This is a genomic window from Mariniflexile fucanivorans (assembly GCF_004341235.1).
Taxonomy (GTDB): Bacteria; Bacteroidota; Bacteroidia; order Flavobacteriales; family Flavobacteriaceae; genus Mariniflexile; species Mariniflexile fucanivorans.
On the sequence record NZ_SLUP01000001.1, the window covers coordinates 31,046 to 49,747 of the forward strand.

The 18,702-nt window shown below is 31.8% G+C and carries 18 protein-coding genes; 9 read left to right on the forward strand and 9 right to left on the reverse strand.

The annotated features are described in order from the left end of the window. Positions 1–4: 4 nt before the first annotated feature. Entirely contained in the window at positions 5–916 is a 912-nt protein-coding gene (locus EV196_RS00135) for a 1-aminocyclopropane-1-carboxylate deaminase/D-cysteine desulfhydrase (protein WP_132213677.1), read from the reverse strand. Beyond that, the gene (locus tag EV196_RS00140; protein ID WP_132213679.1) at positions 906–1,244 is read right to left on the reverse strand and encodes a hypothetical protein; all 339 of its coding nucleotides are present in this window, start codon (positions 1,242–1,244) and stop codon (positions 906–908) included. Before EV196_RS00140 ends, EV196_RS00135 begins: the two co-directional genes overlap by 11 nt. A 136-nt stretch (positions 1,245–1,380) precedes the next feature. On the opposite strand from EV196_RS00140, the gene EV196_RS19795 reads away from it, so the two are divergent. Both EV196_RS19795 and EV196_RS00145 read left to right on the forward strand, forming a co-directional pair. Beyond that, positions 1,381–1,551 carry a DUF5522 domain-containing protein gene (locus EV196_RS19795; protein ID WP_165876069.1) on the forward strand — a complete coding sequence of 57 codons (171 nt, stop codon included), beginning with the start codon at positions 1,381–1,383 and terminating at the stop codon, positions 1,549–1,551. A 91-nt stretch (positions 1,552–1,642) separates the two neighbouring features. Next, positions 1,643–2,200: a DUF4136 domain-containing protein gene (locus EV196_RS00145; RefSeq protein WP_132213681.1), complete on the forward strand. Its 558-nt coding sequence runs from the start codon at positions 1,643–1,645 to the stop codon at positions 2,198–2,200. Between the two features lie 269 nt (positions 2,201–2,469). Here the strand turns inward: EV196_RS00145 and EV196_RS00150 are convergent, their stop codons facing one another. Continuing rightward, positions 2,470–3,222, reverse strand: a complete 753-nt coding sequence (locus tag EV196_RS00150; RefSeq protein ID WP_132213683.1) for an enoyl-CoA hydratase/isomerase family protein — start codon at positions 3,220–3,222, stop codon at positions 2,470–2,472. 124 nt (positions 3,223–3,346) lie between these two features. On the opposite strand from EV196_RS00150, the gene EV196_RS00155 reads away from it, so the two are divergent. Next, positions 3,347–3,652, forward strand: a complete 306-nt coding sequence (locus tag EV196_RS00155) for a rhodanese-like domain-containing protein (RefSeq protein ID WP_132213685.1) — start codon at positions 3,347–3,349, stop codon at positions 3,650–3,652. Here EV196_RS00155 and EV196_RS00160 read toward each other — a convergent pair. The 4 genes from EV196_RS00160 to EV196_RS00175 all read right to left on the reverse strand — a co-directional run bounded on the left by EV196_RS00160 (position 3,647) and on the right by EV196_RS00175 (position 9,461). After that, complete coding sequence (locus tag EV196_RS00160) at positions 3,647–4,261, reverse strand: DUF4230 domain-containing protein (protein WP_132213687.1); 615 nt, start codon at positions 4,259–4,261, stop codon at positions 3,647–3,649. The genes EV196_RS00155 and EV196_RS00160 overlap by 6 nt on opposite strands. A 137-nt stretch (positions 4,262–4,398) precedes the next feature. Beyond that, positions 4,399–5,049 (reverse strand): response regulator, encoded by a 651-nt coding sequence (locus tag EV196_RS00165; RefSeq protein WP_132213689.1) that lies wholly within the window; start codon positions 5,047–5,049, stop codon positions 4,399–4,401. 17 nt (positions 5,050–5,066) lie between these two features. After that, on the reverse strand, positions 5,067–7,010 hold the full coding sequence (locus tag EV196_RS00170; protein WP_132213691.1) for a tetratricopeptide repeat-containing sensor histidine kinase: 1,944 nt from the start codon (positions 7,008–7,010) through the stop codon (positions 5,067–5,069). Positions 7,011–7,550: 540 nt separating this feature from the next. Beyond that, entirely contained in the window at positions 7,551–9,461 is a 1,911-nt protein-coding gene (locus EV196_RS00175; RefSeq protein WP_132213693.1) for an outer membrane protein assembly factor BamB family protein, read from the reverse strand. 1,343 nt (positions 9,462–10,804) lie between these two features. On the opposite strand from EV196_RS00175, the gene EV196_RS20075 reads away from it, so the two are divergent. Then, positions 10,805–11,374, forward strand: a complete 570-nt coding sequence (locus EV196_RS20075) for a helix-turn-helix domain-containing protein (RefSeq protein ID WP_243652142.1) — start codon at positions 10,805–10,807, stop codon at positions 11,372–11,374. On the opposite strand, the gene EV196_RS00185 is transcribed toward EV196_RS20075, so the two are convergent. Both EV196_RS00185 and alaS read right to left on the reverse strand, forming a co-directional pair. Further along, positions 11,371–12,336: a GSCFA domain-containing protein gene (locus EV196_RS00185; RefSeq protein WP_132213697.1), complete on the reverse strand. Its 966-nt coding sequence runs from the start codon at positions 12,334–12,336 to the stop codon at positions 11,371–11,373. The genes EV196_RS20075 and EV196_RS00185 overlap by 4 nt on opposite strands. A gap of 121 nt (positions 12,337–12,457) precedes the next feature. Beyond that, positions 12,458–15,070 carry an alanine--tRNA ligase gene (gene alaS, locus EV196_RS00190; protein ID WP_132213699.1) on the reverse strand — a complete coding sequence of 871 codons (2,613 nt, stop codon included), beginning with the start codon at positions 15,068–15,070 and terminating at the stop codon, positions 12,458–12,460. Between the two features lie 200 nt (positions 15,071–15,270). On the opposite strand from alaS, the gene EV196_RS00195 reads away from it, so the two are divergent. The 5 genes from EV196_RS00195 to EV196_RS00215 all read left to right on the forward strand — a co-directional run bounded on the left by EV196_RS00195 (position 15,271) and on the right by EV196_RS00215 (position 18,536). Then, positions 15,271–16,242: a M23 family metallopeptidase gene (locus tag EV196_RS00195; RefSeq protein ID WP_132213701.1), complete on the forward strand. Its 972-nt coding sequence runs from the start codon at positions 15,271–15,273 to the stop codon at positions 16,240–16,242. Then, complete coding sequence (locus EV196_RS00200; protein ID WP_132213703.1) at positions 16,242–16,571, forward strand: MerR family transcriptional regulator; 330 nt, start codon at positions 16,242–16,244, stop codon at positions 16,569–16,571. The genes EV196_RS00195 and EV196_RS00200 overlap by 1 nt, the downstream gene beginning before the upstream one ends. 62 nt (positions 16,572–16,633) lie before the next feature. Continuing rightward, positions 16,634–17,233 (forward strand): LemA family protein, encoded by a 600-nt coding sequence (locus tag EV196_RS00205; protein WP_132213705.1) that lies wholly within the window; start codon positions 16,634–16,636, stop codon positions 17,231–17,233. A gap of 23 nt (positions 17,234–17,256) precedes the next feature. After that, entirely contained in the window at positions 17,257–17,700 is a 444-nt protein-coding gene (locus EV196_RS00210) for a TPM domain-containing protein (RefSeq protein ID WP_132213707.1), read from the forward strand. 56 nt (positions 17,701–17,756) lie between these two features. Next, entirely contained in the window at positions 17,757–18,536 is a 780-nt protein-coding gene (locus EV196_RS00215) for a TPM domain-containing protein (protein ID WP_243652163.1), read from the forward strand. Positions 18,537–18,702: the final 166 nt, after the last annotated feature.

The following is an 18,702-nucleotide window of genomic DNA, read 5'->3' on the forward strand; positions in this document are numbered from 1 at the left end:
TAAACTATAAAATTAATGGTAAATTTTTCTTTTTTAAAACCATGTTCATTCCATCAATACCTTGCAAACCACCTGTATGAATTGCTAGTATTTTTGTTCCCTTAGCGAAATAGCCTTTTTCAATTAAATCGAAAATTCCAAACATCATTTTCCCTGTATAAACGGGATCTAAAGGAATGTTATTCTCTTTTTTAAACTGATTGATAAACGCAATTAATTGGGTGTTTATTTTCGCATAACCACCAAAATGATAATCGGTTTTTAACTCCCAATTGGTTTTCGATACAAATTTACTAATATCTTGTTGTAAAAAATCGCCTTTTAAGGCAGGAAATCCTAAAACTTGTTGACTAGGTTTTGAACAATTTATTAAACCAGAAATAGTACCACCCGTTCCAACAGCACAACATATGTAATCAAAACCCTTGTCGTCTTCATTTAAAATTTCTTCGCAGCCCTTAATAGCTAAGTTATTTGTTCCTCCTTCGGGTATTAAATAAAAATTGCCAAATTCGGCTTTTAAATTTTCAATAAAAACCTCCGATGCTTTTTCTCTATAAGCTTCTCTAGAAACAAATTTGAATTGCATACCATTTTGTTGTGCAAAACGAAGCGTAGGGTTATTATCTATTGAATTGCCTAACTCATTTCCTCGTATTACTCCAATGGTTTTAAATCCAAGAATATTTCCTGCCGAAGCAGCTGCGGCGATATGATTGGAATAAGCCCCACCAAAAGTCAGTAATGTCTTAAAACCATTTTTATCAGCCTCCAAAAGGTTATACTTTAACTTTCGGTATTTATTTCCCGAAACAAAAGCATGAATTTTATCTTCTCTTTTCAAATACACTTCAACCCCTTGATTTTCAGGGATTGAAATTTTTTCATTGATGCTATTTTCAAAATTAAATGTCATTGCTGCGAAGATACTTTAAAAAATCCCAAAACTTTCGTTGTTTTAAATAATCTAAATGACCTTCGTTAATATAAGCTTCCCGTTCAAACGAGATGTTTTTGTAGGCAGTATGCCAATTTTTATATTGCATAAAGCGAATTACAAACTCAATACCATAAATTATATAGAAAGGAAACACCAACATTTCAATTTGTTGCCTTAAATGGATTTTCTCGTGATTAATCAACACAGAATCAAGTTTTAAATCCTCCGTTTTTAAAAACACAAAAGGATAGCACGTTAAACCTAAATAACCTTTAGGTACTAAATATTTCGAAATAAGAATCATAGTTTGTGGCTTTCAAAAATCAATCCAAAATACGTTATCTTTGTTATACATGAAACGTGTATGTTAAAAAATTTTATAACCTAAAAAATATTAAGACGAACAACATGTGTCCATTAAAGAAAAACAAAATATACACATGAAAAAAATAATCCCCGTTGAAGAAGGCGACTATTACCTAACCCCAGAAGGGTACCGCTGTTTTACCGAACAATATTTATTAAAAAGAGGGTATTGTTGCGAAAGTGGTTGTAGGCATTGCCCCTATGGATTTAACAATAAAACCAATAGAATAAAATACACCAAATAACAAAACCCTATTTTAACGTTCCCTTGGTACGATTGTTGATGCTATTTATTACAAAAACATTTATTTTCGAACTAATAAATTTTATACAGCTATGAAAAAATTACTTAAAACCTTGCCGTTTTTAGCTCTGCTATTGGTGGTATCATCGTGCACTACTGTAAGAGTTGCATCCGATTATGATAAAAATGCTAGTTTTTCAACATATAAAACTTTTGCTTTTTTTAAAACGGGCATAGATAAAGCTGAAATTAGCGATTTGGATAAACGTCGAATTCTTCGCGCTATTGAAGCTGAATTGCTAGCAAAAGGATTTACAAAATCAGACAACCCAGATTTACTTGTTAGTCTATTTACCAAGTCGAACCAACGTGTTGATGTTTACAACAACTCTTGGGGTTACGGCGGCTGGGGCTGGGGTGGTTATGGAGGCTTTGGTCCTGGTTGGGGCTGGGGTTGGAACCAACCTAACGTAAGCACTAGTACAGAAGGTACTTTATACATCGATTTAATTGATGCCAATAAAAAGGAATTGGTTTGGCAAGGTATGGGTACCGGCTATCTTACACAGAAAATGGAGAAAAAAGAAGAACGTATACGGGAGTTTGTTACTAAAATAATGGAGAAATATCCTCCTGGAATGGAACAATAAAATGGTTTTTTAAAAGGCTTTCTAAAAAGTGTAATTCTGTGTCATATTGAGCTTGTCGAAATATTTTCAACTTACTGATAATCAGTATTGGTTTCGACAAGCTCAACCTGACAAAGCAAATTCAAAAACACTTTTTAGACAGCCTCTTTTATTTAGGTAATGTGTTCAAAAATGGTTGGTGATTTTTCTTTTTATATTGATTATATTCCCATATCAAATCGAAGAGGATATTGGCTCTACCGATTAGTAACCAATTAGCAGCATATAAACTACCTAAATCGTTTCAAAGTATTTTTAGTGAAGTCACTCAAAACCAATGCTCCAGTAATTTCGGCACGTTGGGTTAATAGCGTATCCCAATGTTCTGTACCTTCCCAAAAAACAGACTTCATTCGAGTTAAAGCTTCCGGATTGTAAGTGCTTAATTTTTCAGCCAAGGTTTTTACAGCTTCATCTAGCTCTTCCGTAGTAGCAAATAATTCAGAATATAAACCTTTTGTTTTTGCCCATTCTGCAGAAAAAAATGTTTCAGCATCTATCGTCATTTGCGACATGGCAGATAATCCTATTTTTCTTGTTACGGCCGGTTCAATTACAAAAGGACCAATACCAATGCTTAATTCACTTAGCCTTATAGATGCAAAGTTGTTTGCCAAACAATAATCGGTTGCAGCAGCTAAACCCACACCGCCACCAACGGTTTTTCCTTGTACACGTCCAATAATAATTTTTGGGCACGTTCGCATCGCATTAATAACATTAGCAAACCCAGAAAAAAAAGCTTTTCCTTCTTCAGTGTTTTTAACAGCCATAACTTCATTAAAACTGGCGCCTGCACAAAATGTTCTATCGCCACCACTTTGCATCACAATAACATTAATAGATTTATTGTTACCTGCTTCTTCTATGGTTTCCTTAAGTTTGATTAAAATGTCACTTGGCATAGAATTTCTGTTTGGATGGAAAAATTCGATATAACCAACACTGTTTTTGATGCTTAAAGTAACATAAGATTCATTCATTTTATGGTAATTTGAAGTAATTTTTTTAAAGGTTGAATATACATAAATTTTTGGCGATTAATTAAGTAACTTATGTTACCGTTCTAATAAAATAATTTAAAGTAATTTGTGAAAAATTAAAACTATGGGATTATTGGATTTTTTATTTGGAAATAAACAGGACAAAATTAAGGAGTTTCAAACAAGAGGCGCCGTTATTATAGATGTGAGAACCACAGGTGAATACCAACAAGGTGCGATTAAGGGCTCTAAAAACATCCCTTTACAATCTATTTCTTCAAAAATTAATGAGATTAAAAAACTAAATAAACCGGTTATTACCTGTTGCGCCAGTGGCATGCGCTCTGGAAGTGCCGCTAGTATTTTAAAAAGTAGCGGTATTGAAGCTATTAATGGCGGTGGCTGGTTGAGTTTAAAAAATAAATTATAATTTAATAGTTTCCAGCTGATTGGAACTTTTAATAGTATTTTCGTTGTATTTAAGCGTCCAACCAAGGGAATTAGTTAAAATATAAAACTTAGAAAGTTCGCTTATAAGTCGGTTTTTGGCATTGGCTTTAATATCGGACTTTTCAAGTTTTTTTATTAATGATTTTTTGATGGTTTCTTTTATATTATTATAATCATCGGCTTCAAACGGATTAAAATAATCTGATTGAATATCATAATACTTTAAATCTGGACTTATTTTTATTTCTTCTTTTGGGATACTAACAATGGTGAGCGTTTTTGTTTCTTGATCTATTTTATATTCAATTTTACTTAAATCGTAAGCCACAGTAACATCGGCATTTACCACCACTAACGCTTTTTTATCGGAAGTAAAAAAACTACCTAGAATTTCTTTGGAATTTTTATAATTGAAAACCTCACTAAAATGCCCTTCGGTAACAACTAGTTTACCAACATTTTTTATTTGTTCTTGAATAAGATCGGAACTTTCCTGAAGTACAATTTTGTCTTCTTTTTTAGAATCACAATACTTAAACGTAAACAACAATACCATTGCTGCAATAACACCTATAATAATTTTTCGCATGGTGCTAATGTAAATAAAAAAACATTAGTTTGCTTCGACAATGAAGCCCTAACTAATGTTATTTTTAACTAATTCTAAACAGGTTCAAAATTAACTCAGAAACCTAAAATTTGCATTAACACAAAGTTACCAATAGGTTATATTAAATTATTTTTTTTAGCTTTTTCTACCGCTTCTAATTTGTTGTGTACTTGCAATTTTTTGTAAATATTTTCTATGTGTTTTCTAATGGTACCCGATGATAAAATAAGGTTTTCTGCAATAACATTATAACTTAAACCCTTACTTAATTGTTCCAACACTTGAATTTCTCGGTCGGTTAATTTTATATCATCTTCATTTTCTCTAAAACTAAAATCGACGGGGTTTCTCAACAATTTTAAGGTTTTTAAAGCTATAGATGGGTTCATGGCAGCACCACCATTTAGGGTATCTATAATACCTACATACAAATCTTTCGCATTAATTTCCTTTAGCAAATAGCCATCGGCACCTGCTTTTATGGCATTGAAAATGTTTTCATCATTATCAAAAACCGTGAGCATAATTATTTTTATATGTGGGTACTTTTGTTTAACAATTTCGGTGGTTTCAATACCATTTAAAACTGGCATTTCAATATCCATTAATATAATATCGATGTTACGATTGGCTTCTAATTGCTCTAACAAATTAGTTCCGTTAACCGCTACAAACTTCACTTTTAAATCATCAAAAAAAGACAACTTTTCTTTTACTGCATTTATTAAAAACGTGTTATCGTCTGCAATGGCTATTTTAATAATCATCTGTTTCCTTTTAATTTTTAAACTTCAAAAGTAATGGTTGTCCCTTCATGTATTTGGGTTTCAATATGCAAATTCGAACCAATTTCAAGAGCTCGCTTTTTCATGTTATTAAGTCCGTTGCCAAAAACAGTGATGTTTATATCAAAGCCTTTACCGTCATCAATAATATTGATTTTTAAAGTGCCTGCACGTTTAATAAAGTTTACCGTTATAGTTTTGGCATCGGCGTATTTAACAGCATTGTTAATAGCCTCTTGCACAATTCTATAAATATTCATACCGCTTACCGAAGTAAATTTAAGTTCTTCAGAAATTGACTTATCTACATTAAAATTAAAATCAATTCCCGTAGCTGCTATTTTACCTTTATCAATAAAATTGGAAATACGCACTTGTAAATCTTCCATAGAAATTTCACTTTTATTCATGGCCCAAATAGTATCTCGCAACTCATAAATGGTTTCTTTGGTAAACTCACTGATGCTGGACAACTTGTTTGTTAACTTTTCATTGGTTATTTTAAAACCGTACTGTAAATTATCGATGGATGAAATAATGAAGGTTAGTTGCGCACCTATATTATCGTGCAAATCTCTGGATATAGTAAGTCGTTGTTCTTGCAGTTTATTCTGGTTTTCAATTTTGATCAACGCTTCCTTAAGTTCATTTTCCTTTTGAAGTTGTTTATTTTTAAGTTTTTGTTGATTAAACAATAAATAACCTAATATGGCCACCACTATTGCTAAAATAACCAAACCTAAAATTTGAGTATTCTTTTGATTTATATGAAGTTCTTTTTCGGCAATATTAGCACGTTGTGAAAGGATTTCTTTTTCCTTTTTTTCGGTTTGGTATTTGGTTTCTATTTCTGCAATTGCTTTAAGTTTTTCAGTACTTATAATGCTATCATTAAATTTAATATATAATTTTAAATATTTATTTGATTGATTAAAATCATTTAGTTTTTCATAGGTTCTTGCCAATGTTTTAGAAGATGAAACCATAAATTCTATAGCACTTACTTCTTCTGCAAAGCGAAATGCTTCTTCACCTATTAAAGCTGCTTTTTTATAGTCTTTAAGATTATAATTCAAATTTGCTAAAGCATTGTTTAGAAATGCTAATTCGTAAGGTTCTTTATTTAGAGTATGTAATTGAATTGCTTTAAGGTAATTCTTTTTAGCTTCATTATAATTATGTAAACTATCGTATGAAATAGCAATATTCGTTATTGGATAGGCAGTATAACGCTCGTATTGAAGCTTTTTAAAATACAATTTAGATATGTTTGAGAATTTTAAAGATTTTTCATAATCACCCAATTCGTTCAAACTTCCAGCAATATTATTATTAACCATTGCCATGTGCAATGAGTCTTTTAAGTTGGTATAAATCTCTAAAGATTTATTATTGTAGTTTATAGACTTTGTATATTCTTTAAGCTTTCTATAGTCCCAAGCAATATTTAAATATGTTGCTCCTACACCTAAACTATCATTTAGCTTTTCATACATTTTTAAAGTTTTAAAATAATATGAAATTGAAGTGTTTAAATTACCTAATTTACTATAAACAATACCTAAACCATTGTAAGCATCAGCAATGGTTGTTGTGTCCTTAATTACAGTACTAATTGCTAAAGATTTTTTAAAATTAGTAATAGCTTCGGCATAATTTCCTCGTTCCCAACTGGTATGCCCTAAGAACATTAAAGCTTTAATTTTCAAAGAATCATTGCCGATTTTTTCTGAAAGCTTATAAGCTTTATTTGCATACAATTTTGAACTATCCAAATCAATACGGGCATAAATATTTGAAATATCTATGAGTGTGCTAAACTTTTGGTCTTTTTTTTGTTTTTTTAAAATGGTTTTCAAACTATCCAATTCGGTAGCAGAACTTTGAGAGAAGCAACCAAAACTATAAATTATAAGAAATATTGAGAGTATTAATTTCTTCATAAACTACTTGATATGTGTTTCAAATATAAGCTTTTGTAATAAAATAATATCTCTTGTTATTTTAAACAGGCGATTGAATAATGTTTTATGTAAATCTTCCAATAATTGGATTTTTCCACTATTACGTTGGAGCCTATATTGCTCTCTATCTATATTTTTTTGTAGCGCCATGTATGATTTATTAACGATTCTTTTTAAATACACGGTTCGAATTATGACTTTAATAATCAAAAATACAAATACTAAAACCAGTAAATATATCGCTAAAGTATATGGATTGCTAAACATCAAAACCAAAAATTAAAATGATTAAAATCAATATGAATAAGCTTAAATATGCCCATAAAAAAAACACCAACTCGCAAATCCCTTTTAATGATTTTATGCGTTGATGTTTTTGATATGAACTGATTAATAGCATATTAAATATAACCTAATTGAGCAAAGCTTTGCTAATTATTCGACAAAACGTTATAAAAAAAGATTAAGCGCAATAAAGTTATATATCACGCCTAATCAAACAAATCTCAACAACAAGATTTATTTTTGAAGATTATAAGCGTAAATAGTTTTATCATTTGCCTTATAATACAATACACCTGCCATTTCATCTACTTGGTATTCTGGTTTTTTATCTTTAAGCACAATTTCTTTATCTACTTTACCAGTATCTTTATTTACTTTAACTAAACCAACACCATCATCTAGTTTTGTTAAAATGAATTGTGCGTTTTCAGTAGCCGCTGTAGCTTTAAATCGTTTAGACATCGTATCAAAAGCGGCATCACCAATAGAAGCAAACATATCGGCTGCACGTTGGTTTTCTTTACCATAGTCGTTATAGTTACTTAAATCGTTAGCACTTCCATAGCTATTTGTTTTATTCATACCTGCTTTAGCAGCATGTGCCATAGCCAAACCTGTTGATGCTACGGCAACTACACCCGATAATACTTTTACAAAACCACTTTGACCAGGTGATTTATAATATTCGTGATACATTTGTTTACCATCATTACTCAAAAGCGCTACATTTTGAGATGAACTTAAAAACACATTACCATTTCTCATTTCCATGGTATTGACTACTTCTTTTTCATCAAATTTAACTTTTGAGAAATCTGAAGCTTCACCAGATTGAGCGTCAATAGCATACATGTCGCCATCGGCAGCTATAAGGTATCTATTTTTAGAACGATCAAAAGTGGAAGCTACAGCTGCAGAATTCTTGTATTTTAATGGTTTGCTCCAAACTTGATCGCCTGTTTTTAAGTCAACTATATTAGCATCTTCACTTGTAATATAAAGCAACCCTTGAGGCGATTCTGCCATAACCATAATATTCTCGCCTGTTTTTAAAGGTTTTTTAAACAATGTTTTACCATCAAAAGATATTTTATTGATTCCACCTTGTTGAATTCCAAATAAAATACCATCATTTTGCACATAAAAATGCTGCACCCAGCCTTTTGTTTTTGGTGCTTTTTCCCATAAATCTTCACCTGATGAGGCACTTAAAAAAGCAATTTCAGATTCATCACTTGTTGCAAATACACTAGTACTTCCTCCAGAACTTTTATCACTCACCACTGCTAAACCTTGTGGTAAAATTTGAAAGTTAGACACATTACCTTGTACTTTTCTGTCATCTTTCCAAAGTTCTGCACCGTTACTTCCTATTTTATGAATACGGGTATTTTTTCCATTAGTAGTTGTTTCAAAACCGTAAATTTCTTTTTCAGTTAAATCTGACACCATCCAATTAATGCCTTTAATTTTACATTCCCATAAATCATCACCCTTATGAGATTTTGCAATCAACCCTTGAGCAGTTGGTATAATGAGCATACTCTTTAATAATAATGGTACACCGGTTACACTAAAATCTTTTGCAACACCTACTCTACCTGGTTTATCTAAAAAGAAACTATAATCTAGTTTCTGAGTGCCTAAATCGTACACTGCCACCTTCGGAGTCATTTTTTCAAATTTGTCTCCTTCTTTTTGAATACCACTTACTATAAGTTTGTTTTGTGGTAATACAACATTACAAGTGTATATTTGATTCCAATTATCGGTTTCAGAATTAAAAATAACATTACCTGTAATATAATTAATAACCGCCCTTTTAGTTTTTGCTATTCCTGCAAATTTGGAATCTGCCCCTTGAGACACTACTATGTATGGTGATAGTGGTATAAATTCGGTTTCTTCTGGTTTTAGTTTACCAAAATTACTAAAGGTAAATACAGGCTTATTTAGTTTGGAATCTATACCCACCAAACCATTGTTGGTTGCTGCAATCAATATACCCCCAACTGTTAGGGTCATTTCGTTAATATTTGCCCCTAAATCGTATGTGTTTTGAGGTGTTTCTGCTTTTTGAGCAGTCATTACATTTACCAGCAGAATCCCTACTATTGGTAAAAAAATTTGGTTTAATCTTCTCATTGTTGGTTTTGTTTATGATTAATTATAATCACAAATTTGCAACTTTAACAAAATGAAATCAATACGACAAATAGCGTATATTTTAAAAATAGAAATTTAAAAAGAAAAGGCTGCTCCTAATTAAGACAACCATTAATTAAGACAACCTTTACCAAACGTATTAGAATCACTTCTTTTAAAAACTATTGCCCTCAATAATTTAATTCTAATACAAAATACATAAACAAAACGCCTATTAAAATAGAGTAAGCTTAATAGAAGCTTTTAAATAAAGCATAGTAAACATACAGATAAAAACCCATAGAATATGGACTGCCTAATTTTTAAAAAAAGGGTTTAAATGAATCGATAAGAATTTAAGCAAATCAGTAAATCCAAAATGGTTAAAAAACACTTCAAACCTTCATTTTGAAAAAATAAATTGAGACTCAAAGAGCGGTTAATAAACCGTATTTTTTTTTTCAATCTGTTAAAAAAAAAGGCTGCTCTAAAATAGAACAACCTTTCAATAACATTGTAGAATTTCTTCATTAAAATTAATGACCCTCAATAATTTAAATTCTACCATTAAATTACAAAAAACAAATTAAAAACCAAACTAAATACTTTATTTTTAAGCAAATACATAGAATATAATGACTAAAAACCTAAACTTAAAAAGCCTTCATTATATTATTTTTTAATAAAAAAACACAAAGAAATTTCTTATTTTTGCAATTAAACCCCTCTTCTAAGTGATAGAATCATTTCTATTTTTATTTACTGGCTTAGTTGGTTTAGTAACCATAGCCATCATGTTTACTTCATACCGATCTAACCCATTTTATAATCTTTTTTTATTTTTAATAATAATTATAATTTCTATTCGCTTTTTAATTCATGGTACCTTTGAACTGGGCTTACAAAATTATTTTTCTCCAGATCAAAGCATATACTCCATATTTTATCTTACTGTGGTACCTTTTTTTTATTTATATTATAAAAATTTGGTTTTCGAAAAAAGCTCTTATGATATTAGAGATTTAAAACACTTAATTTTTATAGGTTTTTTATATTTCATTAACATCAACCCCTTTATTAAAGAAAGTTACATATCTCAATTTTACAATGTCATAAATTTTGTTTTAGTAAGCGTCTTCATTCTTTTCTATTTGATATTGATTTTTAAGCTATTAAGAAAAAATATTTGGCTAAAAAAAGATATTCTTATAAATAATAAACAATTAGTTTTAGTAAAAAACTGGACTGTTTTTTTATTTATACAAAATCTATTAGCTGTTATAACTTTATTAGTTTCTATTTTTACTGAGGTTTATTCAAAGTCGAGTCTTTCAGGAAAATCGATGGCTGTTCTACTACTTATATATTGGCTATTTATTTATTTTAAAATCTTAACTGCACCCGAAATTTTATATGGACTTCCTATTCTGAATAAAAAAATATTAAAATTCGATTTACATATAGAAGAATACGAACAAACCCATTTATTAGAAAATGACAATTGGGTTTTGGAAATAAGTTCTCAAAAAAATGAGCAAGATTTAAAACTACAAGAAAAAATTATATATAACATTGTCAGTTACATACAAGAAATTGATAAACTAAGTCTAGAGGAATGTATTTTTAGAGACCCAAAAGCATCTCCTAGCCATATTGCGAGTAAATTAGGAGTGCCTACAAGCCATATTGTCTATTTATTTAAATACCATTCGAATATCTCTTTTTCTGAATACCGCATGCATTCTAGAATTACAGACAGTATTGATTTGATAGAACATGGCTATTTAAAAACCAATACTCTAGAGTCTTTAGCATACAAAACAGGGTTTGCATCTTATAATCCGTTTTTTAGTGCCTTTAAAAAAGTGACTGGTTATTGTCCGCAAGATTATTTAAAAACCATAAAACTTTAAAAGATTATATGTGGGTATGTTTTTTGAAGTTGAAGTTGCTTTTCTTTAATTCCTATTAGAAATTTTTTATAGGCCTCAGAATTTGGATTGAATGGCTTGTGTTGAATCCCCTTTTGAACAGCACCAACATCGTTCATTGTTTTTAATGTTTCATTGGATATCCACACTTCTTGAAACTTCTCCCAAATATATTGTATGGCCATTTTGTTGGGATGCAACATATCTTCAGCATAAAAACGATAATCGCGCAGTTCATCCATCATGATTTCATAGGAAGGAAAATATGAAGATTGACAATTTTCGATTGACGATTTCTCACTTAAGAATTGATGGATTGCTGTGATTAAATGCGCTTTACTTTGGGTGTTTTCAATAAAACCATCTTTAATATGGCGCACTGGTGACACCGTAAAAATAATTGAAGCTTCAGAATTTACACTTTTTATTAAACTAACTATAGATTGTAAAGATTCTACAATGTCATTAACCGACAACAATTCCTTTTTAAATTGCTTTTGTGGCACTTTATGGCAATTCGCTACAAGTTGATTCGATTCTATAAACCGATATACCCAAGCGGTTCCTAATGTAATGATGATGTGGGTTGATTCGTTTATTTGTTTATTTGTTAATTCAATTTGCTTATTCAATTCATTTAACAAATCCACAGTTGTTGAAGCACTTAACTTTGAATGTGCATCAAAACAGTGCCATTGTTCATTATAAAAAAAGGTGTCTTTTTCTGAATATACTTTTTGATTTATGGCGTTTGAAATTAATGATTCTATAGCCTTTGGCTGAAATAAAATCCCGAACGGGTTCTGAAAATTTTGAAACTTAAAATACGATAACTTTTCACCTATATTTTCAACAAAACAGGATCCTAACAATAGCATATTAGAATTGTAGTCTATTAAATTTTTAGACTGTTTAGATAATGGTATTTCAGTTAGTAATTTCATTTAAAATATTAAATGCTATTTTCACAAAGACTCACAGAGTTTACTCAAAGATACTCAGAGAAATCTGAATAAAAACTCCGTGCTCCTCCGTGAAAAACCTGTGTGTCTCTGTGTTATAATCCTATTTTAAATACTTTTTCGCAGCCTCTAAAGCCTCAGTAATTCCTGCTGGATTCTTACCACCAGCCGTTGCAAAAAATGGCTGTCCACCGCCACCACCTTGGATGTATTTACCAAGCTCACGCACTACTTGTCCTGCATTTAAGCCTTTGTTTTCTACTAATTCTTTAGAAATATAGCATGACAATAATGCTTTACCTTCACTTTCTGTAGCGAATAATAAAAACAAGTTATCAAATTGCTGGCCTAATTCAAACGACACATCTTTAATTCCCGAAGCATCTAAATCTAATTTTTTTGCTAAAAACTGAATGCCATTTATATCTTGTAATTCACTTTTAAGATCGCCTTTTATATTTTTAGCTTTCTCCCTTAACAAAGTTTCTATTTGCTTTTTCAAATTAGCATTTTCATCTTGTATATGCTTCAATGCCTTTAAGGGTTCTTGTGCATTATTAAGCAATTCTTTCATTTCGAAATACACTTTATTGTTTTCGGCATAAAAGTCTTTAACAGCATCGTTAGTTATGGCTTCAATACGACGTATGCCTGCTGCCACAGCACCTTCTGATACTATTTTAAAATACCAGATATCTCCCGTGTTTTTAACATGCGTACCACCACAAAGCTCGATAGATTTCCCAAAACGAATCGCACGAACTGTATCCCCATATTTTTCACCAAACAAACTCATGGCGCCATCTGCAATGGCTTCGTCTTTTGGTATATTTCTTTTCTCTACTAATGGCAACTTACCAGAAATTCGTGCATTTACAAAATTTTCAACATCTTTCAATTCTTCACTAGTAAGTTTTGAGAAATGAGAAAAGTCGAAACGTAAATTTTTAGAATGCACTGCACTTCCTTTTTGTTCTACATGTGTTCCTAAAATTTCCCGTAAAGCTTGATGTAATAAATGGGTAGCAGTATGGTTACACTCGGTTCTATGACGTTGTTTCGCATCAACCACTGCCTTAAATGTTTCGTTTAAGTTATTAGGTAAATTTTTTGCAAAGTGAATAATAACATTGTTTTCCTTTTTAGTATCTAAAATATAAACCACATCGCCATGTGTTGCTTCCAAATAGCCTTTGTCGCCTACTTGCCCACCTCCTTCTGGATAAAACGGCGTTAAATTGAACACCAATTGAAACATTTCGCCGTCTTTTTTAGAAACCACTTTTCTGTATCTGGTTAATTTAACATTGGCTTCTAAAGTATCGTAACCAACAAATTCTTCCTCAGCATCATCAACTAAAATGGTCCAATCGTCTGTACTCATTTCACTGGCAGCACGCGATCGATTTTTTTGTTTCTGAAGTTGCTCATTAAACCCTTTTTCATCAAGTTTTAATGCTTTTTCAGAAAGAATCAACGCCGTTAAATCAATCGGAAACCCATAAGTATCATATAATTCAAAAGCTTTTTCACCTGAAACAGTATCACCTTTTGTTTCTTCAACAATACGATTTAATAATACCAAACCTTGATCTAAAGTTCTTAAAAACGATTGTTCTTCTTCCTTAATCACATTTTCAACCAGTTGTTTTTGCGCTTTCATTTCTGGGAAAGCTGTTCCCATTTTTTCACTCAACACATCCACCAACCTATAAATAAAAGGCTCTTTTTTATCTAAAAATGTAAAGCCGTAACGCACAGCACGTCGCAAAATTCTACGAATTACATAACCAGCTCCCGTGTTACTTGGCAACTGCCCATCGGCAATGGAGAATGCTACTGCACGAACGTGGTCTGCAATAACGCGAATTGCAACATCTACCTTGGTATCGCTACCATATTCTTTATGTGTAATAGCCTCAATTTCTCTAATAATTGGGGTAAAAACATCCGTATCGTAATTAGACTGGACGCCTTGTAACACCATGCATAAACGCTCAAAGCCCATACCCGTATCAATATGCTTATCTGGTAAACTTTCTAAGCTACCATTGGCTTTTCGGTTGTATTGCATAAATACTAAATTCCAGATTTCCACCACCTGTGGATGGTCTTGATTCACTAAATCTTTACCAGAAATTTTAGCTTTTTCTTCTGCCGAACGAATATCAACGTGTATTTCACTACATGGTCCACAAGGACCTTGGTCGCCCATTTCCCAGAAATTATCTTTTTTATTTCCTTTTAAAATACGGTCTTCAGAAATGAATTGTTTCCACAAATCATAAGCTTCGGTATCCATTGGAAGTTTATCTTCTTCACTTCCTTCAAAAACGGTAACGTACAAAATATCCTTATCAATGCCATAAACATCAACCAACAACTCCCATGCCCAAGCGATGGCTTCTTTCTTAAAATAATCGCCAAAACTCCAATTTCCCAACATTTCAAAAAGCGTATGATGGTAAGTATCATAGCCAACTTCTTCTAAATCGTTATGTTTTCCTGAAACTCGCAAGCATTTTTGAGTATCTGTAATTCTACTATTTTTAGGTACAGCATTTCCTAAAAAATATTCTTTAAAAGGTGCCATCCCAGAATTTACGAACATTAATGTAGGGTCATCTTTAAGAACCATAGGTGCAGACGGTACAATACTGTGTTTTTTCTCTTCAAAAAAACTTAAAAATTTAGAACGAATATCTTGTGATTTCATTTTATAAAATGGTTACTCTGTTATTAAATTGGTATTAATTGCAAAACAATTTTTATATTTACTCTTTTCTAAACATTTTAAACTTTAATAAAAACGACTTTAATCTTATTATCAATACTATTTAACAAATTTGGTCGTTAGTTATTAAAATTTAATATAAAAGGCATTTAATAAAGTGCAAAAATAGCATAAATTAGGAAATGAGTAAGGTAAAATATTATTACGATGCAGAATCGTTGTCTTACAAGAAGATACAACGCAAAAAAAGAAATACCATTAAGTATGCCTCGGTGTTTATTTTAGGGTCTGCACTTTTTGGTTTTTTATTTGTTTTTATAGCCAATCAATTTGTTGAATCACCTAAAGAACGCGCTCTTAAACGCGAACTTCAAAACGCTCAACTACAGTTTGAATTACTAAATAAAAAAATGAAAGAGGCCGAAATTGTTTTGGCTGATGTAGCAGACAGAGACAACAACATTTACCGTGTTTATTTTGAAGCCAACCCCATACCAGACGAGCAACGTAAAGCCGGTTTTGGTGGTGTAAACCGCTACAAAGACTTAGAAGGTTTTGATAATTCCAAATTAATTATTGAAAGCAACAAACGATTGGATGTCCTTCAAAAACAAATAGTTGTACAAAGTAAATCGTTAGATGAAATAGCTAAATTAGCTGAAGAAAAAGAAAAACTATTGGCTGCGATTCCAGCCATTCAACCCGTTAGAAATGAAGATCTTAAAAGAATGGCCTCTGGATACGGGATGCGTTCAGATCCATTTACTAAAGTTAGAAAAATGCATTACGGCATGGATTTTTCTGCACCCAGAGGCACCCCTATTTATGCAAGTGGTGATGGTGTTGTAGAACGTGCAGATAACACAGCAACCGGCTATGGAAACCACATACGGATTAACCATGGCTATGGATATGAAAGTTTATATGCCCATTTATACAAATACAACGTTAGAAAAAACCAAAAAGTAAAACGTGGCGAACTTATAGGTTTTGTTGGTAGCACTGGACGTTCTGAAGGCCCTCACTTGCACTACGAAGTGTTTAAAGACGGTGAACGTATAAACCCTATAAACTTTTACTACGGAAGTTTAACTGCCGAAGAATTTAATGAAATGTTACAACACGCATCCTTAGAAAATCAATCTTTAGATTAATGCATATAGAATTACCCGAAAAACGATACTATAATATTGGCGAAGTAGCCAAGGCTTTTGGCGTAAACACCTCTTTAATTCGCTTTTGGGAAAAGGAATTTGATGCTTTGAAGCCAAAAAAAAATGCTAAAGGCAATAGAAAATTTACGCCTGAAGACATTAAAAATCTTAAATTTATTTATCACTTAGTAAAAGAACGCGGTTTCACGCTCGATGGTGCCAAAACACATTTAAAAGAAGACAAACAGGAAACGCTTACTAATTTTGAAATTATAAGTAAATTGGAAGATGTAAAAAATCAGCTTATAAAAATTAAGCAACATTTGTAACATTTTTTAAGAATTGACTACTTACTAAAAAAAACAAATTAACAAACCAAAAAATTATTATAATGAAAAAATGGCTTATTCCCGTTATTATTATTGCTGTTCTTGTTTTCGGACTTTATTCATGGGGTAAAAACTTTAATAATACCGCAGTAAACTTAAAGGAAACTGCAACTAAAACATGGGGCGATGTAGAAAGTAGCTACCAACGTAGAAATGACCTTATTGGAAATTTAGTGAAAACTGTACAAGGTGCTGCCGATTTTGAAAAAAGCACTTTGGAAGCGGTTATAAAAGCTAGAAGTGAAGCTACTAAAACCACTATTGATGCCGGCAACCTAACACAAGAAAACATGGCGCAATTTCAACAAGCGCAACAAGGTTTAACAGGTGCTTTATCAAAATTACTATTGGTAGTTGAAAGATACCCTGATTTAAAGGCAAATCAGAACTTTTTAGAATTACAATCGCAATTAGAAGGTACCGAAAACCGAATTAACGTAGCGAGGGACCGTTTTAATGAAGCTGTAGAACCATATAATAAACACATAAAAATATTCCCAAATTCATTATTGGCAGGTCTTTTTAATTTCGACCCCATGAATTATTACAAAGCGGACGCTGGAAGCGAAAATGCGCCAGATGTAGATTTTAATTTTAAATAAAAAACTACAAAAAACATATTATTATGCCTAAAAACAGTGTTGAAGATTTTTTAACCGCAAGTGAAGAACAAGACGTTATTGAAGCGATAAGAATAGCTGAATTAAACACCTCTGGCGAAATACGAGTTCATATAGAAAAAACCTCTAATGGCGATGCAACAAATCGTGCGTTGGAGGTTTTTTATATGCTGAAAATGGATAATACCAAACTTCAAAACGCTGTATTAATCTATGTTGCTGTTACTGAAAAAACCTTTGTCATCTATGGCGACAAGGGAATAAACGATGTGGTTTCAAAAACCTTCTGGGATAGCACCAAGGATGTGATGCAATCGCATTTTAAAACGGGTAATTTCAAACAAGGTTTGGTTGAAGGTGTTTTAAAATCTGGCGAGCAACTTAAAAAGTTTTTTCCCTATATGGATTCAGACACCAACGAACTCTCAAACGAAATTTCTAAAGGGTGAAGAGTTTAGTAATTAGTTTTCAGTCGCAATCGCAGTTTAAGTTAAATAGTAGATTAATTCTTTTTTTATTAATTACTATTTTATCTTTTAGTTTTTCTTATGCTCAATTTGAGATTCCTGAAAAACCAGACTTTCAAACAAGCGTTTACGATTATATCAACCTGTTTTCACCTGCTGAAAAAAGCAGTTTAGAAGAAAAACTTATTAAATATTCTGATACGACTTCTACTCAAATTGTTATTGCCACTATTAATTCCAGCGAAGGTGAAAACATTGACTATTTAGGTACTAAATGGGCTCATGCCTGGGGTATTGGTCAAGCTAAAGAAGATAACGGCGTTTTTATTTTATTAGCGAAAGGCGACCGTAAAATATCCATCAAAACAGGCTATGGTGTTGAGCATTTACTTACCGATGCGATGTCTAAGCGAATTATTGAACAAGACATCATTCCCTATTTTAAACAAGATGATTATTACGGTGGTTTAAACCGAGGTTCCGATGCTATTTTCGAAGTTTTAACGGGCGAATATCAAGGTACCCGTAAAGAATCAAAGGATAGCAACTTCCCTTTTGGATTTGTTATTATACTAGTTATTATATTTATTATTCTTTCCATTTCAAAAAATAATCGTGGTGGTAAGGGTGGAAATAGAGGTAATAATTCAGGTGGTTTCAGTATACTAGATGCTATTATTTTAAGCAACATGGGGCGTTCCTCAGATGGTGGTTTTGGTAGCGGAAGCTCTGGTGGAGGTTTCAGCGGTGGCGGTGGTTTTGGTGGCGGTTTTGGTGGCGGCGGCTTTGGCGGCGGCGGTGCTTCTGGGGGTTGGTAATTTAATTATACATATAAAAAAAAAGCTGTCTGAAAAGTGTATTTCAGTGTCATATTGAGCTTGTCTAAACACCTTAACTTATTGATAATCAATATTGTTTTTGAAAAGTTCAACCTGACAAAGTAGATATAATACACTTTTCAAGTAGCTTTTTTTATTTATTTTA

Bases quoted from the DNA above. Each gene is read 5' to 3' on its own strand.
- EV196_RS00135 (WP_132213677.1), bottom strand. From the start codon at position 916: ATGACATTTAATTTTGAAAATAGCATCAATGAAAAAATTTCAATCCCT.
- EV196_RS00140 (WP_132213679.1), bottom strand. From the start codon at position 1,244: ATGATTCTTATTTCGAAATATTTAGTACCTAAAGGTTATTTAGGTTTA.
- EV196_RS19795 (WP_165876069.1), top strand. From the start codon at position 1,381: ATGAAAAAAATAATCCCCGTTGAAGAAGGCGACTATTACCTAACCCCA.
- EV196_RS00145 (WP_132213681.1), top strand. From the start codon at position 1,643: ATGAAAAAATTACTTAAAACCTTGCCGTTTTTAGCTCTGCTATTGGTG.
- EV196_RS00150 (WP_132213683.1), bottom strand. From the start codon at position 3,222: ATGAATGAATCTTATGTTACTTTAAGCATCAAAAACAGTGTTGGTTAT.
- EV196_RS00155 (WP_132213685.1), top strand. From the start codon at position 3,347: ATGGGATTATTGGATTTTTTATTTGGAAATAAACAGGACAAAATTAAG.
- EV196_RS00160 (WP_132213687.1), bottom strand. From the start codon at position 4,261: ATGCGAAAAATTATTATAGGTGTTATTGCAGCAATGGTATTGTTGTTT.
- EV196_RS00165 (WP_132213689.1), bottom strand. From the start codon at position 5,049: ATGATTATTAAAATAGCCATTGCAGACGATAACACGTTTTTAATAAAT.
- EV196_RS00170 (WP_132213691.1), bottom strand. From the start codon at position 7,010: ATGAAGAAATTAATACTCTCAATATTTCTTATAATTTATAGTTTTGGT.
- EV196_RS00175 (WP_132213693.1), bottom strand. From the start codon at position 9,461: ATGAGAAGATTAAACCAAATTTTTTTACCAATAGTAGGGATTCTGCTG.
- EV196_RS20075 (WP_243652142.1), top strand. From the start codon at position 10,805: ATGGCTGTTCTACTACTTATATATTGGCTATTTATTTATTTTAAAATC.
- EV196_RS00185 (WP_132213697.1), bottom strand. From the start codon at position 12,336: ATGAAATTACTAACTGAAATACCATTATCTAAACAGTCTAAAAATTTA.
- alaS (WP_132213699.1), bottom strand. From the start codon at position 15,070: ATGAAATCACAAGATATTCGTTCTAAATTTTTAAGTTTTTTTGAAGAG.
- EV196_RS00195 (WP_132213701.1), top strand. From the start codon at position 15,271: ATGAGTAAGGTAAAATATTATTACGATGCAGAATCGTTGTCTTACAAG.
- EV196_RS00200 (WP_132213703.1), top strand. From the start codon at position 16,242: ATGCATATAGAATTACCCGAAAAACGATACTATAATATTGGCGAAGTA.
- EV196_RS00205 (WP_132213705.1), top strand. From the start codon at position 16,634: ATGAAAAAATGGCTTATTCCCGTTATTATTATTGCTGTTCTTGTTTTC.
- EV196_RS00210 (WP_132213707.1), top strand. From the start codon at position 17,257: ATGCCTAAAAACAGTGTTGAAGATTTTTTAACCGCAAGTGAAGAACAA.